We start from the raw sequence: 12860 nt of genomic DNA on the forward strand, positions 1-12860 counted from the left end.
ACAACTGAGTCGGAATGCCCGACCCGGGGAAATACACGTCGGGGGCCGAACCCGGCAGCTCTCGCTGCCCGGTCCCGCCCCCGATGTGCATCTGCAAATGCAGACGTACTACTTGATCTCGCCGCCCGCGGCGGTGATCTTCTGCTCGGCAGAGGTCGAGACCTTGTCGACCTGGACCGACAGCTTCACCTGCAGGTCGCCGTCGCCGAGGACCTTGACCGGCTGGTTCTTGCGAACCGCGCCCTTGGCCACGAGATCGGCAACCGTGACCTCGCCGCCCTGCGGGTAGAGCTCGGCGAGCTTACCCACGTTGACGACCTGGTACTCGGTGCGGAACGGGTTCTTGAATCCGCGGAGCTTCGGGGTGCGCATGTGCAGCGGCATCTGCCCACCCTCGAAGCCGGCGCGGACCTGGTAGCGAGCCTTCGTACCCTTGGTACCGCGGCCCGCGGTCTTGCCCTTGGAGCCCTCACCGCGACCCACGCGGGTCTTCGCGGTCTTGGCGCCGGGGGCGGGGCGCAGGTGGTGCGCCTTCAGCACCTGCTGGCGCTCCTCGTTGTTCTCGCTCATGCGTCGATCTCCTCAACCTCTACGAGGTGAGCGACCGCGCGAACGTAGCCGCGGTTCGCCCGGGTATCCTCGCGGACGACGGAGTCGCCGATCCGCTTGAGACCGAGGCTCCGCAGCGTGTCGCGCTGGTTCTGCTTCTCACTGATAACGGACTTGGTCTGCGTAATCTTCAGGCTCGTCGCCATTACGCACCTGCCTTCGCCTTGGCGGCAGCGTCGGCCGCGGCCTTCGCCTCGGCGCGCACGATGCGAGCCGGGGCGACGCGGTCGAAGTCGAGACCGCGACGAGCAGCGACGGAGCGGGGCTCCTCGAGCAGTCGCAGCGCCTCAACGGTCGCGTGCACGATGTTCAGGGTGTTCGACGAACCGAGCGACTTGCTCAGCACGTCGTGAATGCCGGCGCACTCGAGGACGGCGCGAACCGGACCACCCGCGATAACACCGGTACCGGCAGCCGCCGGACGCAGCAGGACGACGCCTGCGGCGGCCTCGCCCTGGACCGGGTGCGGAATGGTGCTGCCGACGCGGGGCACGCGGAAGAAGTTCTTCTTCGCCTCCTCGACACCCTTGGAGATGGCGAGGGGCACCTCCTTCGCCTTGCCGTAGCCGACGCCAACGGTGCCGTTGCCATCGCCCACCACGACGAGCGCGGTGAAGCTGAAGCGACGGCCGCCCTTGACGACCTTCGACACGCGGTTGATGGTGACGACGCGCTCGAGGAACTGGCTGTCGCTGCGATCGCGACCGCCGCGCTCCCCGCGGGTACCGCGATCGCGGCTGCCGCGGCGCTGCTCGCGGGGCTCGTTCCGATGATCCTGAGCGGGGGCCTCAGCACCCTGCGTCTCAGCCTGGGCCTGTGCAGTCACTTCCTGCTCCTTCGTTTCTTCGCTCACAGGGACAGACCTCCCTCGCGAGCGCCATCGGCGATCGCCGCGACGCGGCCGGCGTACTTGCTGCCACCGCGGTCGAACACGACTGCCTCGACACCGACGGCCTTCGCGCGCTCGGCGACCAGTTCGCCGACCCGACGGGCCTTGGCGGACTTGTCACCGTCGAACGAGCGGAGGTCGCTCTCCATCGTCGACGCCGAGGCCACAGTGTGGCCCTTGCTGTCGTCGATGACCTGGACGAACACGTGACGCGCGGAACGCGTCACCGCGAGACGGGGGCGAGCCTCCGTACCGACGATCTTCTTACGCAGCCGGGCGTGGCGGCGGATACGCGCTGCCGAACGGCCCTTAGCCCGTGACACTGAAGCGGCCATGGTTACTTACCAGCCTTTCCTGCCTTGCGGCGAACGTTCTCGCCGGCGTAGCGAATACCCTTGCCCTTGTAGGGCTCAGGCTTCTTCAGCTTGCGGATGTTCGCGGCGGTCTCGCCGACGACCTGCTTGCTGATGCCGCGGACGGTGACCTTGTTGGCGCCCTCGACCTCGAGGGTGATGCCCTCGGGTGCCTCGTACGAGACCGGGTGCGAGAAGCCCAGGGCGAACTCGAGGCCCTGACCCTTCTGGAGCACACGGTACCCCGTGCCGACGACCTCGAGCTGCTTCGCGAAGCCCTGAGTCACGCCGATGACGTTGTTGTTGATGAGCGTGCGGGTGAGACCGTGCAGGGCACGCGACTCGCGCTCGTCGTCGGGACGGGTGACGAGCACCTGACCTTCCTCGAGCGACACGCGGATGGGCTCAGAAACGACGAGCGACAGCTCGCCCTTCGGACCCTTGACCGAGACCTGCTGGCCGTCGACCTTGACCTCGACTCCACCGGGAACGGTGATGGGAAGCTTTCCAATACGTGACATGACGGACTACCACACGTAGGCGAGGACTTCTCCGCCTACGCCCTTCTGCTCGGCCTCGCGGTCGGTGAGGAGCCCCGAGGAGGTGGACAGGATCGCGATTCCGAGACCACCGAGCACGCTCGGGATCTCTTTCGAGCCCGCGTACACGCGGAGGCCGGGCTTCGAGACACGCTTGATGCCCTCGACAGCCGGCTCTCGGTTCGGGCCGTACTTCAGCGACAGGCTGAGGGTGGTGCCGACGCGCGCGTCCTCCACCTTCCAGTCGGTGATGTAGCCCTCGCGCTTGAGGATCTCTGCGATCCGCTCCTTCAGCTTCGAGCCGGGGAGCGAAACGTCGTCATGATGTGCGCTACTCGCGTTGCGCAACCGGGTCAGCATATCTGCGACCGGATCAGTCATCGTCATGAGTGACTCTTCTTTCTCGCCTGGTATCGACGGCCGTTACACGACCGCCGACCTGGGTGACACGGGTGCAGGCACCACGGAATTCCTCCGCGGTGCCTGCCCCGTATGGACTATTCAGTTATTCGGCCTTGAACGGGAAACCGAATGCGCGCAGAAGCGCACGGCCCTCGTCGTCGGTCTTGGCGCTGGTCACGACAGTGATGTCGAAACCGCGCACCCGATCAATCTTATCCTGATCGATCTCGTGGAACACACTCTGCTCGGTCAATCCGAAGGTGTAGTTGCCGTTTCCGTCAAACTGACGGGGCGACAGACCACGGAAATCGCGGATACGCGGGAGTGCGAGCGTGATGAGACGGTCAAGGAACTCCCAGGCGCGGTCACCGCGGAGGGTGACGTGCGCGCCGATCGCCTGTCCCTCGCGCAGCTTGAACTGCGCAATGGACTTGCGTGCCTTGGTGACCATCGGCTTCTGGCCGGTGATCAGCGTCAGATCCGCGATAGCGCCCTCGATCACCTTGCTGTCGCGAGCGGCGTCACCGACGCCGGTGTTCACGACCACCTTCACCAGGCCGGGGACCTGGTTCACGTTGGCGAAGCCGAACTGCTCGGTCAGCGCCGCGATGATCTCGGAGCGGTACTTCTGCTTCAGTCGCGGCTGGATTTTGCCAGCGGGCGCAGCAGTCTCGGTCATCAGAGGTCCTTCCCTGACTTCTTGGCGTAGCGGACGCGGACGGTCTTCTTGACGCCGTCCTTCTCCACCTCGTCGAGGCGGATGCCCACGCGGGTCGGCTTCTTGGTCTCGGGGTCGACGACGGCGACGTTCGAAACGTGGATCGGCGCCTCGTGCGTCTCGATGCCACCCTCCTGGGTGCCACGCGACGACTGCCCTCGGCGGACGTGCTTGGTCACGTAGTTGACACCCTCGACGACGACGCGGTCGCTGTCTCGGAGCACCTCGATGACGTGGCCCTGCTTGCCCTTGTAGCCGCCGCGCTCCTGCGACGGGCCCGAGATGACCTCGACGAGGTCACCCTTCTTGATCTTGCTAGCCATGGACTAGATCACCTCCGGTGCGAGCGAGACGATCTTCATGAACTTCCGGTCACGGAGCTCACGGCCGACCGGTCCGAAGATACGGGTGCCGCGGGGCTCCCCGTCTGCCTTCAGGATCACGGCGGCGTTCTCGTCGAAGCTGATGTACGAGCCGTCGGGGCGACGGGTCGACTTGCGGGTACGGACGACGACCGCCTTGACGACGTCGCCCTTCTTCACGTTGCCGCCCGGGATGGCGTCCTTCACGGTGGCGACGATGGTGTCGCCGACCCCCGCGTACCGACGCTTCGATCCCCCGAGCACACGAATCGTGAGCAGCTGCTTGGCGCCGGAGTTATCGGCGACCTTGAGCCTGGATTCCTGCTGAATCACTTGTTACTCCTTCTTCCGTAAGCCGGAGCTTACTTCGCCTTCTCGAGGATCTCGACCAGGCGCCAGCGCTTGGAGGCGCTGAGCGGACGGGTTTCGTGGATGAGCACGAGGTCGCCGATACCCGCGGTGTTCTCGGCGTCGTGCGCCTTCACCTTGGAGGAGCGGCGCATGACCTTGCCGTACAGCGAGTGCTTCACGCGATCCTCGACCTCAACGACGATGGTCTTGTCCATCTTGTCGCTGACGACGTAGCCGCGACGGGCCTTACGGTAGCCGCGCTGTTCCTTCTCGATCTCAGCCATGCTTAGGCCTCCTTCGTCTCAGCGGCGGCGTCCGCCTGCTCGGTCTTCTTCTTGGTGCTCTTCTTGGCCTTCGCCGGGGCCTCGGTCGCAACCGGGGTCTCGCGAATACCGAGCTCGCGCTCACGGAGGACCGTGTAGATGCGCGCGATGTCGCGCTTCACCTGACGGACGCGTCCGTGGCTCTCCAGCTGGCCGGTGGCCGACTGGAACCGCAGGTTGAAGAGCTCGGCCTTCGCCTTCTTGAGCTCTTCGGTCAGCCGCTCGTTCTCGAACGTGTCGAGTTCGGTGATGACCAATTCCTTGCTACCGATCGCCATTACGCGTCGCCCTCCTCGCGCTTGATAATGCGGGCCTTCAGAGGAAGCTTGTGAATGGCGCGGGTGAGCGCCTCACGTGCGAGCTCCTCGTTGACACCGGCGACCTCGAAGAGGACGCGGCCCGGCTTGACATTCGCCACCCACCACTCGGGTGAACCCTTACCGGAACCCATGCGGGTTTCGGCGGGCTTCTTGGTGAGGGGGCGGTCGGGGTAGATGTTGATCCACACCTTGCCGCCGCGCTTGATGTGACGGGTCATCGCGATACGAGCGGACTCGATCTGACGGTTGGTCACGTACGCGGGCGTCAGGGCCTGGATACCGAACTCACCGAAGTTGATCTCCGTGCCGCCCTTCGCCTGGCCTGAACGGCCGGGACGGTGCTGCTTACGGTACTTGACTCGACGGGGAATCAGCATGCTTACTTCTCCGCTCCTGCTGCGGCGGGCGCAGCCTCGGCCTGTGCACCGCGGGGTGCACGGCGGCGGTCGCCGCGCTCACGGGACGGCTTCTGGGCCGCCTGCTCGCGTGCGAGTTCCTTGTTCGTGAGGTCGCCCTTGTAGATCCAGACCTTCACGCCGATGCGGCCGAAGGTGGTCTTCGCCTCGTAGAAGCCGTAGTCGATGTTCGCGCGGAGCGTGTGCAGCGGCACGCGACCCTCACGGTAGAACTCCGAACGGCTCATCTCGGCGCCGCCGAGGCGGCCGGAAACCTGGATACGGATGCCCTTGGCACCCGCGCGCTGGGCGCCCTGCAGGCCCTTGCGCATTGCGCGGCGGAACGCCACGCGCGCAGCGAGCTGCTCGGCAATGCCCTGAGCGACGAGCTGAGCATCGGCCTCGGGGTTCTTGACCTCGAGAATGTTCAGCTGGATCTGCTTGCCCGTGATCTTCTCGAGCTCGCTCCGGATGCGCTCGGCCTCGGCGCCGCGGCGGCCGATGACGATGCCCGGGCGCGCCGAGTGGATGTCCACGCGGACGCGGTCGCGGGTGCGCTCGATCTCGATGCGCGAGACGCCGGCACGGTCAAGCGACTTGCCGAGGTGCTCGCGGATGCGGACGTCCTCAGCGAGGTAGTCCGCGTACCGCTGACCGGGCTTCGTCGAGTCCGAGAACCAGCGCGACACGTGGTCGGTGGTGACCCCGAGGCGGAAGCCGTAGGGGTGAATCTTCTGGCCCATTACTTGGCTCCCTTCTTCGCGGCAAGCTCATCGGCGGTCTGCAGTACGACCGTGATGTGGCTGGTCCGCTTGTTGATCCGGAATGCGCGGCCCTGTGCACGGGGGCGGAAACGCTTGAGCGTCGTGCCCTCGTCGACGAAGGCGCGAGCTACGACGAGCTCGTCCTCGTTGAGACGCTGGTTCTCGTTGTCGGCCTTGACGCGAGCGTTCGCGATGGCCGAGGCGACGAGCTTGTAGATCGGCTCCGAAGCGGCCTGCGGGGCGAACTTCAGGATGGCCAGGGCCTCCTGAGCGTTCTTGCCGCGGACCAGGTCGATGACGCGACGGGCCTTCTGGGGGGTAACGCGGATGTGACGCACACGTGCGATCGACTCCACCATGACTCTTCCTCCTTCACGTCACCGCGTTAGCGGCGACGGCCCTTCTTGTCGTCCTTCACGTGACCACGGAAGGTACGGGTGGGGGCGAACTCGCCCAACTTGTGCCCGACCATGGTTTCGGTGACGAACACCGGGATGTGCTTCCGACCATCGTGCACCGCGATCGTGTGCCCGAGCATTGCGGGGACGATCATCGAACGGCGCGACCAGGTCTTGATCACGTTCTTGCTGCCGGCTTCGTTCTGCGTAACCACCTTGTTCAGCAGGTGGTTATCGACGAAGGGGCCCTTCTTGAGACTACGAGGCATCTTCTCTTCTCTCCTACCTGCCGACTAGCGCTTCTTGCCCGAAGGACGACGACGAACGATGAGCTTGTCGCTTTCCTTGTTGGGATGACGCGTACGGCCTTCCTTCTGACCCCAGGGGCTGACCGGGTGACGGCCACCCGAGGTGCGGCCTTCGCCACCACCGTGGGGGTGGTCCACCGGGTTCATGACGACACCGCGGACAGTCGGGCGAACGCCCTTCCACCGCATACGGCCGGCCTTACCCCAGTTGATGTTCGACTGCTCGGCGTTGCCGACCTCGCCGACGGTCGCGCGGCAGCGCGCGTCGACGTTGCGGATCTCGCCCGAGGGCAGGCGCAGCTGGGCGTAGGGGCCCTCCTTCGCCACGAGGCGAACCGAGGCTCCCGCCGAACGTGCCATCTTCGCACCGCCACCGGGCTTCAGCTCGATCGCGTGAACGACCGTACCCGTCGGGATGTTCTTGAGCGGCAGGTTGTTGCCCGGCTTGATGTCGGCACCGGCACCCGACTCGACGACGTCGCCCTGCTGGAGACGCTTCGGAGCCAGGATGTAGCGCTTCGCGCCGTCCTCGAAGTGGAGGAGGGCGATGCGCGCCGTGCGGTTGGGGTCGTACTCAATGTGCGCGACCTTGGCGTTCACGCCGTCCTTGTCATTGCGACGGAAGTCGATGACGCGGTACTGGCGCTTGTGGCCACCGCCGATGTGGCGGGTGGTGATGCGGCCCTGGTTGTTCCGTCCACCGGTCTTCGGCAGCGGGCGAAGCAGGGACTTCTCGGGGGTCGAGCGCGTGATCTCAGCGAAATCGGCAACACTCGAGCCGCGACGACCCGGGGTCGTCGGCTTGTACTTACGAATAGCCATGTTGTTTCCTCTTCGCTCCTACTACAGCGCAGCCGTGAAGATGTCGATGGTGCCCGACTTCAGGGTGACAATGGCACGCTTGGTGTCCTTGCGCTTGCCCATGCCGAAGCGGGTGCGACGCGTCTTCCCCTTGCGGTTCAGCGTGTTGATCTTCGCGACCTTGACGTTGAAGACCTGCTCGATCGCGAGCTTGATCTCGGTCTTGGACGCGGACGGCTGCACCTCGAAGGTGTACTGGCCGTTCGCGTCGATCATGCCGTAGCTCTTCTCGGAGACGATCGGACGGATGATGACGTCGTGGGCGTTCTTGTTGAGGCTCACTTGGATTCCTCCCCTGCGGCACGACCGGCGACGAATGCGTCGAAGGCCGCCTTGGTGAATACGATGTCATCGCTGACGACGACATCGTAAGCGTTGAGCTGGTCCTGGAACAGCACGTGGACGTGCTGCAGGTTCCGGACGCTGAGGACCGTGGTCTCGTCGGCACGATCGACGACGACGAGGACGCGGCGACCCGGGGCGACCGAGGCGAGGAACTCGCGTGCGGACTTCGTGCTCGGCTGCTCGCCGAGACCGAAGGACTCGACGACGTGCAGACGGTTCGCACGGGTGCGATCCGAGAGCAGGCCGCTGAGCGCAGCCGCGATCATCTTCTTCGGGGTGCGCTGGCTGTAGTCGCGCGGCACGGGACCGTGGACGATGCCGCCACCGCGGTGCTGCGGCATGCGGACCGAGCCCTGGCGTGCGCGGCCGGTGCCCTTCTGCTTGAACGGCTTAGCGCCCGACCCCGAGCGCTCACCGCGGCCCTTGGTCTTGTGGGTGCCCTGACGAGCGGCTGCGAGCTGAGCGGTGACCACCTGGTGGATCAGCGGAACGTTGGCCTCGGCGGCGAAGATGGCCTCGGGCAGGTCAACGGACCCGGCCTTCTTGCCCTTCGCGTCGAGCACCTCGAGCGTGGTAGCGGTAGCCATGGACTAGGCCCCCTTCACTGCGTTGCGAACGAATACGAGACGGCCGCGAGCACCGGGAACCGCACCCTTGACCAGGATGAGACCCTTCTCTGCGTCGATCGCCTGCACCGACAGGTTCTGCACGGTGACGCGGTCGCCGCCCATCCGGCCGGCCATCTTCTGGCCCTTGAACACGCGACCGGGGGTCGCGGCGCCGCCGATGGAACCGGGCTTGCGGTGGTTGCGGTGAGCGCCGTGCGACGCGGAAACGCCCTTGAAGTTGTGGCGCTTCATGGTGCCGGCGAAGCCCTTGCCCTTCGAGGTACCCACGACGTCGATCTTCTGACCGGCTTCGAAGGTGGCCTCGGCGGTGAGCTCCTGGCCGAGCGTGTAGTCGGCGGCGTCTGCCGTTCGCACCTCGGTGAGGTGGCGACGGGGCGTGACGCCCGCCTTCTCGAAGTGACCGGCGCTGGGCTGGTTCACCTTGCGGGGGTCGATCTCGCCCGCCGCGATCTGCACGGCGCTGTAGCCGTCGACCTCGGGGGTGCGGATCTGGGTGACGACGTTGGGTGCGACCTCGATGACGGTGACGGGAACGACGTTGCCGTTCTCATCCCAGACCTGCGTCATACCGAGCTTGGTGCCCAGGAGACCCTTGACGTTGCGATCGTTGTGCGACATGTTCAGACCCCCCTTAGAGCTTGATCTCGATGTTGACATCGGCAGGCAGGTCGAGACGCATGAGCGAGTCGACGGCCTTCGGGGTCGGATCCACGATGTCGATCAGACGCTTGTGCGTGCGCTTCTCGAAGTGCTCGCGGCTGTCCTTGTACTTGTGGGGCGAACGGATCACAGCGACCACGTTCTTCTCCGTGGGGAGCGGCACGGGGCCGATCACGGTCGCACCCGCGCGGGTCACCGTGTCGACGATCTTGCGTGCCGAGCTGTCGATGACCTCGTGATCATACGACTTCAGTCGAATGCGGATCTTTTGTCCCGCCATGTGACTCTCTCTTTCTTGGTTGCGTCGTACTGCGTGGATGTGCGCAGCATTGGACGTCTTGCGTATCAGCGCCCTGGTGCCCCACGAGGAAGCACTGGGTCTCTGTTCACCTGTCAATCCCGCAGGATCCGGAGGTCGCCCTCACACCCGTCGGGGTCCTCACACACGAAGACGGCCTGGCGCGAAGTGCCGGGCCGTTCCGAAAGTGAGTGGTGTTCGCTGCCCGCGGCCTAACCCTGAACCCGGACGCACCGAGCGGTTATGCACTGCCTGGCAGTGATTCCGAGCACGCCCGGAAGTACTGAACTCAACTATTCTGGCACAGCGGCACCCACCGTGCAACCCGGGCGTGTCGCGCTCAGATGTGCCCGCGGCCGCGCGCCAGGAGGCGAGGAAGCGCGAGGTACACGCCGAGCACGAGAAGCCCTCCGCCGAGCAGCGCGATCCACCAGATCGGCGCGACGTAAAACGACGCCAGGCCCAGGAGCGACGCCGCGAGCGTGCAGAGCGCGGTCATCGAAGACGCTGCCACGTGCGAGTATCCGAGCTGCTGTACGCGCTGGTACACGTGCTCCTTATGGGGTTCGTCCCACTTGAAGCCGGCGCGGACCCGCTTGACCAGCGTGACCCCCACGTCGCCGAAGTAGATGACCATCGGGCCGATCGTGGCGAGGATCGGCACGCCGGCGAGCAGGGCGGCGAAGCTCGTGATCGCGGTCGCGCCTCCGAGCAGGTAGCTGCCGACATCACCCAGGAAGGCGCCCGGCTTGCTGAGGTTCCAGGGGAGGAAGCCCGCGAAGCCCGCCGCGAGGATCAGTCCGGCCAGCACGAGCCACGGGAGTCCGCTGCAGAACCCGGCAGCGGCGAACGTCAGGCCGGCGATGACTCCGTGGAATCCGCTGATCCCGTTCAGCCCGTCCATGAAGTTCGCGACGTTGATGTAGCTGGAGATGAAGAGCACCGCGTAGGGCACCAGCGCGATGGTCACCCAGAACGGCAGTGGTACAGCAATGAAATCAGGGAGTGCCCCGCCGCGATCCACCGTGATGCCATTCAGCGGTCCGGCGGCGAACGGATCCGGGAAGGCGCGCATCGCGAGCAGCAGTGCGACCGGCACGGCGAGCGCGATCAGCAGGAGACACGCACTGCGCACCCCCACGCTCAGGCCGCGCAGATCTTCGGCCAGGCCCAGGAGGCCGGCCGCGAACGTCCCGGTCACCACGATGAGGAGCAGTACCCACCAGCGCTCGATATCGGGGCTCGTAACGGCGAGTGCGATGACGGCGACGACACCGGACACCGTCATGGCGATGAGGACGGCGAGGCCGAGGCCTCGCAGGATCGGCCGCTCATGGGAAGAGCGCTCGTTGGGCACGTCCATGATGCCCAACCGCACGAGCAGCGGACGCACGAGCAGTGGAAGGCACGCGCTCAGCACCAGGCAGAGGAGCACGGGAACGAAGATCACCGTTCGATCCTCCCGCCGGCGTCGTCGGTCAGGTCCATTCGCGCTACCCAGCCGTCATGGTCGAGGCGCTCTGGCGCCAGCCAGTCGACCTTGGCGTGGGTGATCTTGTCGTGGAACGGTCTAGCGTCGCCCTCACCCTCGGCGACGAGTTCTTCATGGAGCTTCTCGCCGTGCCTCAGTCCCGTGTATACGATGTCGATCTGCTTCCCCGACTGCTGGATCATCCGTTTCGCGACGTCGAGGATGCGCACGGGATCGCCCATGTCGAGGATGAGCACCTCGCCGGGACGACCGATGCCCCCCGCCTGGATGACGAGCTGACACGCTTCCGGGATGGTCATGAAGAACCGGGTGACGTCGGGATGCGTGATGGTCAGCGGCCCACCGGCATCGATGAGCGCCCGGAAGGTCGGCAGCATGGATCCCCGGCTTCCGATGACATTGCCGAACCGGACCGAGAGGTACCGCTCCCCCGTCTGCTGCGCCATCCAGGCGGTGAGCTTCTCGGCGACGCGCTTCGAGTGGCCGAGCACGCTCGTCGGATTCGCGGCCTTGTCGGTGGATATGTTGACGAAGGTGTCAACGCCGGACGCCCGTGCCGCCCGGAGCACGTTCAGCGTGCCGAGCACATTGGTCTTCCACGCCTCGTCCGGGTACTGCTCGAGCATCGGCAGATGCTTCAGCGCGGCGGCGTGGAACACGACCTCGGGCTTGCGCTCGGCGAAGATACGCTCCAGCGTCTGCTCGTCACGGATGTCCGCGAGCACCACGTCGCGCGTGTCCAGCAGACCGTGTCCGCTGATCGAGAGCTGCGTCGCCTGCAGCGACGTCTCGTCGCGGTCGAGCATGATGAGCTCCTGCGGAGCGAAGCGCGCGAGCTGCCGGCAGAGCTCGGCGCCGATCGAGCCGCCCGCGCCGGTGACGAGCACCACGCGGTCCTGAAGGTAGGGCGCGATCGACTCGGTGTCGAGCCGGACCGGGTGCCGGCCGATGAGGTCTTCGATGGAGAGTTCCCTGACCTCACTGATCGCCGAGGAATTCCGCAGGATCTGATCGAGCGGCGGCAGCACGAGGACGCGGAGTCCGAGTTCATCGGCCGCGTCGTCCACCCGCCGCATGAAAGTCGCGTCCGCATCCCCGATGCAGACGAGCAGTGTCGTGGCGTCGGTACGCCGGGCGGTGTCGGCGAGATCGGCGAAGCCTCCGAGCACACGGACGCCCCGCACCTCCTGATTGCGCTTGGTCGGGTTGTCGTCGATGAAACCAACGGGAAGCGCCGAGCCCGCGGCATCCGTGAGAAGCCGCTTGGCGGTCTGCACACCGAGGTAACCTGCACCGTAGAGGAGCACGCGCTCGGCCTCTTCGCCCGGCTTCAACTGCCGCTCGGCCGAAAGCCTGACGAGGTAGCGGACAACCCCCATGAGCGTGAACGCGATGGGAGCGGCGATGATGAGCGCGCTCCGCGGAATCCCTCGACCGTAGCCCACGAGATACGCGGCAGCCCAGGCGAACGTCATCACGACCACGACGTTGAGCACGAGCGCGCGCACCTCGTCGAAGCTGCCGACCTCCCAGCGGCTCCGGTACAACCAGAACAGCCACCCGCCGACGAGCTGCAGCAGCGCGGTGATCAGGATCACTACGAGCGTCCAGGTCCAGTGGATGCGCGTCAGGTTGAAGTCGAAGCGCAGCACGAGCGCCGCCATGATCGCGATGGCCCATGCCGCTGCGTCGAAGAGGAAGAGCAGACCGTACTGGCGCACGAAGTGCGAGAAACGACGCTGCGGAGTCTGCGGCACAGTGGTCCTCTCGTATCGGCCTCGGAGACTGGGGTGTGACGGCACGGCGAGACGCCGCCTCCGTACTCACCCACCGAGGATACCCTG

The 12860-nt window shown here is 65.9% G+C and carries 22 protein-coding genes; all 22 read right to left on the reverse strand.

Translation table 11 applies throughout. From position 1 onward, the window contains the following. Positions 1-108: 108 nt before the first annotated feature. The 22 genes from rplO to K8P10_RS10805 all read right to left on the reverse strand — a co-directional run bounded on the left by rplO (position 109) and on the right by K8P10_RS10805 (position 12773). Complete coding sequence (gene rplO / locus K8P10_RS10700; RefSeq protein ID WP_224778910.1) at positions 109-570, reverse strand: 50S ribosomal protein L15; 462 nt, start codon at positions 568-570, stop codon at positions 109-111. Beyond that, positions 567-755, reverse strand: a complete 189-nt coding sequence (rpmD, locus tag K8P10_RS10705) for a 50S ribosomal protein L30 (protein ID WP_224778911.1) — start codon at positions 753-755, stop codon at positions 567-569. The genes rplO and rpmD overlap by 4 nt, the downstream gene beginning before the upstream one ends. Further along, complete coding sequence (gene rpsE, locus K8P10_RS10710) at positions 755-1462, reverse strand: 30S ribosomal protein S5 (protein ID WP_370631852.1); 708 nt, start codon at positions 1460-1462, stop codon at positions 755-757. The genes rpmD and rpsE overlap by 1 nt, the downstream gene beginning before the upstream one ends. After that, positions 1459-1833 (reverse strand): 50S ribosomal protein L18, encoded by a 375-nt coding sequence (gene rplR / locus K8P10_RS10715; protein WP_224778913.1) that lies wholly within the window; start codon positions 1831-1833, stop codon positions 1459-1461. Before rplR ends, rpsE begins: the two co-directional genes overlap by 4 nt. 2 nt (positions 1834-1835) lie before the next feature. Continuing rightward, complete coding sequence (gene rplF, locus K8P10_RS10720) at positions 1836-2372, reverse strand: 50S ribosomal protein L6 (protein ID WP_224778914.1); 537 nt, start codon at positions 2370-2372, stop codon at positions 1836-1838. Between the two features lie 6 nt (positions 2373-2378). After that, positions 2379-2777, reverse strand: coding sequence for a 30S ribosomal protein S8 (gene rpsH / locus K8P10_RS10725; protein WP_224778915.1), 399 nt, complete (start codon positions 2775-2777; stop codon positions 2379-2381). A gap of 118 nt (positions 2778-2895) precedes the next feature. Beyond that, a complete protein-coding gene (rplE, locus tag K8P10_RS10730; protein WP_224778916.1) occupies positions 2896-3471 on the reverse strand; it encodes a 50S ribosomal protein L5 in 576 nt (191 codons plus the stop codon). After that, positions 3471-3833 (reverse strand): 50S ribosomal protein L24, encoded by a 363-nt coding sequence (rplX, locus tag K8P10_RS10735; RefSeq protein WP_224778917.1) that lies wholly within the window; start codon positions 3831-3833, stop codon positions 3471-3473. The genes rplE and rplX overlap by 1 nt, the downstream gene beginning before the upstream one ends. A gap of 3 nt (positions 3834-3836) precedes the next feature. Beyond that, positions 3837-4205, reverse strand: a complete 369-nt coding sequence (gene rplN / locus K8P10_RS10740; protein ID WP_208237902.1) for a 50S ribosomal protein L14 — start codon at positions 4203-4205, stop codon at positions 3837-3839. A gap of 29 nt (positions 4206-4234) precedes the next feature. Continuing rightward, positions 4235-4507, reverse strand: coding sequence for a 30S ribosomal protein S17 (gene rpsQ / locus K8P10_RS10745; protein ID WP_224778918.1), 273 nt, complete (start codon positions 4505-4507; stop codon positions 4235-4237). A gap of 2 nt (positions 4508-4509) precedes the next feature. Continuing rightward, a complete protein-coding gene (rpmC, locus tag K8P10_RS10750) occupies positions 4510-4824 on the reverse strand; it encodes a 50S ribosomal protein L29 (RefSeq protein ID WP_224778919.1) in 315 nt (104 codons plus the stop codon). Beyond that, entirely contained in the window at positions 4824-5243 is a 420-nt protein-coding gene (rplP, locus tag K8P10_RS10755) for a 50S ribosomal protein L16 (RefSeq protein WP_208237896.1), read from the reverse strand. The genes rpmC and rplP overlap by 1 nt, the downstream gene beginning before the upstream one ends. A gap of 2 nt (positions 5244-5245) precedes the next feature. After that, positions 5246-6004, reverse strand: coding sequence for a 30S ribosomal protein S3 (gene rpsC / locus K8P10_RS10760; RefSeq protein ID WP_208237894.1), 759 nt, complete (start codon positions 6002-6004; stop codon positions 5246-5248). Then, positions 6004-6384, reverse strand: a complete 381-nt coding sequence (rplV, locus tag K8P10_RS10765; RefSeq protein ID WP_208237892.1) for a 50S ribosomal protein L22 — start codon at positions 6382-6384, stop codon at positions 6004-6006. The genes rpsC and rplV overlap by 1 nt, the downstream gene beginning before the upstream one ends. Before the next feature lie 26 nt (positions 6385-6410). Next, positions 6411-6692, reverse strand: a complete 282-nt coding sequence (rpsS, locus tag K8P10_RS10770) for a 30S ribosomal protein S19 (RefSeq protein ID WP_224778920.1) — start codon at positions 6690-6692, stop codon at positions 6411-6413. Between the two features lie 24 nt (positions 6693-6716). Continuing rightward, on the reverse strand, positions 6717-7553 hold the full coding sequence (rplB, locus tag K8P10_RS10775; RefSeq protein WP_224778921.1) for a 50S ribosomal protein L2: 837 nt from the start codon (positions 7551-7553) through the stop codon (positions 6717-6719). 21 nt (positions 7554-7574) lie between these two features. Further along, positions 7575-7874, reverse strand: a complete 300-nt coding sequence (rplW, locus tag K8P10_RS10780) for a 50S ribosomal protein L23 (RefSeq protein WP_224778922.1) — start codon at positions 7872-7874, stop codon at positions 7575-7577. Next, positions 7871-8524, reverse strand: coding sequence for a 50S ribosomal protein L4 (gene rplD / locus K8P10_RS10785; RefSeq protein WP_224778923.1), 654 nt, complete (start codon positions 8522-8524; stop codon positions 7871-7873). Before rplD ends, rplW begins: the two co-directional genes overlap by 4 nt. Positions 8525-8527: 3 nt before the next feature. Next, entirely contained in the window at positions 8528-9184 is a 657-nt protein-coding gene (gene rplC / locus K8P10_RS10790) for a 50S ribosomal protein L3 (RefSeq protein ID WP_224778924.1), read from the reverse strand. Positions 9185-9197: 13 nt separating this feature from the next. Beyond that, on the reverse strand, positions 9198-9506 hold the full coding sequence (rpsJ, locus tag K8P10_RS10795) for a 30S ribosomal protein S10 (RefSeq protein WP_119073194.1): 309 nt from the start codon (positions 9504-9506) through the stop codon (positions 9198-9200). A 358-nt stretch (positions 9507-9864) separates the two neighbouring features. Further along, a complete protein-coding gene (locus tag K8P10_RS10800) occupies positions 9865-10974 on the reverse strand; it encodes a UDP-phosphate alpha-N-acetyl-D-fucosaminephosphotransferase (protein ID WP_224778925.1) in 1110 nt (369 codons plus the stop codon). Continuing rightward, positions 10971-12773, reverse strand: coding sequence for a nucleoside-diphosphate sugar epimerase/dehydratase (locus tag K8P10_RS10805; RefSeq protein ID WP_224778926.1), 1803 nt, complete (start codon positions 12771-12773; stop codon positions 10971-10973). Before K8P10_RS10805 ends, K8P10_RS10800 begins: the two co-directional genes overlap by 4 nt. Positions 12774-12860: the final 87 nt, after the last annotated feature.

Origin of the sequence: Leucobacter sp. Psy1 (assembly GCF_020096995.1) — a bacterium.
Classification (GTDB): Bacteria; Actinomycetota; Actinomycetes; order Actinomycetales; family Microbacteriaceae; genus Leucobacter.

What these genes read in the sequence shown, in the direction of transcription:
- rplO (WP_224778910.1), bottom strand. Translation starts at nt 570, where the DNA reads ATGAGCGAGAACAACGAGGAGCGCCAGCAGGTGCTGAAGGCGCACCAC.
- rpmD (WP_224778911.1), bottom strand. Translation starts at nt 755, where the DNA reads ATGGCGACGAGCCTGAAGATTACGCAGACCAAGTCCGTTATCAGTGAG.
- rplR (WP_224778913.1), bottom strand. Translation starts at nt 1,833, where the DNA reads ATGGCCGCTTCAGTGTCACGGGCTAAGGGCCGTTCGGCAGCGCGTATC.
- rplF (WP_224778914.1), bottom strand. Translation starts at nt 2,372, where the DNA reads ATGTCACGTATTGGAAAGCTTCCCATCACCGTTCCCGGTGGAGTCGAG.
- rpsH (WP_224778915.1), bottom strand. Translation starts at nt 2,777, where the DNA reads ATGACGATGACTGATCCGGTCGCAGATATGCTGACCCGGTTGCGCAAC.
- rplE (WP_224778916.1), bottom strand. Translation starts at nt 3,471, where the DNA reads ATGACCGAGACTGCTGCGCCCGCTGGCAAAATCCAGCCGCGACTGAAG.
- rplX (WP_224778917.1), bottom strand. Translation starts at nt 3,833, where the DNA reads ATGGCTAGCAAGATCAAGAAGGGTGACCTCGTCGAGGTCATCTCGGGC.
- rpsQ (WP_224778918.1), bottom strand. Translation starts at nt 4,507, where the DNA reads ATGGCTGAGATCGAGAAGGAACAGCGCGGCTACCGTAAGGCCCGTCGC.
- rpmC (WP_224778919.1), bottom strand. Translation starts at nt 4,824, where the DNA reads ATGGCGATCGGTAGCAAGGAATTGGTCATCACCGAACTCGACACGTTC.
- rplP (WP_208237896.1), bottom strand. Translation starts at nt 5,243, where the DNA reads ATGCTGATTCCCCGTCGAGTCAAGTACCGTAAGCAGCACCGTCCCGGC.
- rpsC (WP_208237894.1), bottom strand. Translation starts at nt 6,004, where the DNA reads ATGGGCCAGAAGATTCACCCCTACGGCTTCCGCCTCGGGGTCACCACC.
- rplV (WP_208237892.1), bottom strand. Translation starts at nt 6,384, where the DNA reads ATGGTGGAGTCGATCGCACGTGTGCGTCACATCCGCGTTACCCCCCAG.
- rpsS (WP_224778920.1), bottom strand. Translation starts at nt 6,692, where the DNA reads ATGCCTCGTAGTCTCAAGAAGGGCCCCTTCGTCGATAACCACCTGCTG.
- rplB (WP_224778921.1), bottom strand. Translation starts at nt 7,553, where the DNA reads ATGGCTATTCGTAAGTACAAGCCGACGACCCCGGGTCGTCGCGGCTCG.
- rplD (WP_224778923.1), bottom strand. Translation starts at nt 8,524, where the DNA reads ATGGCTACCGCTACCACGCTCGAGGTGCTCGACGCGAAGGGCAAGAAG.
- rplC (WP_224778924.1), bottom strand. Translation starts at nt 9,184, where the DNA reads ATGTCGCACAACGATCGCAACGTCAAGGGTCTCCTGGGCACCAAGCTC.
- rpsJ (WP_119073194.1), bottom strand. Translation starts at nt 9,506, where the DNA reads ATGGCGGGACAAAAGATCCGCATTCGACTGAAGTCGTATGATCACGAG.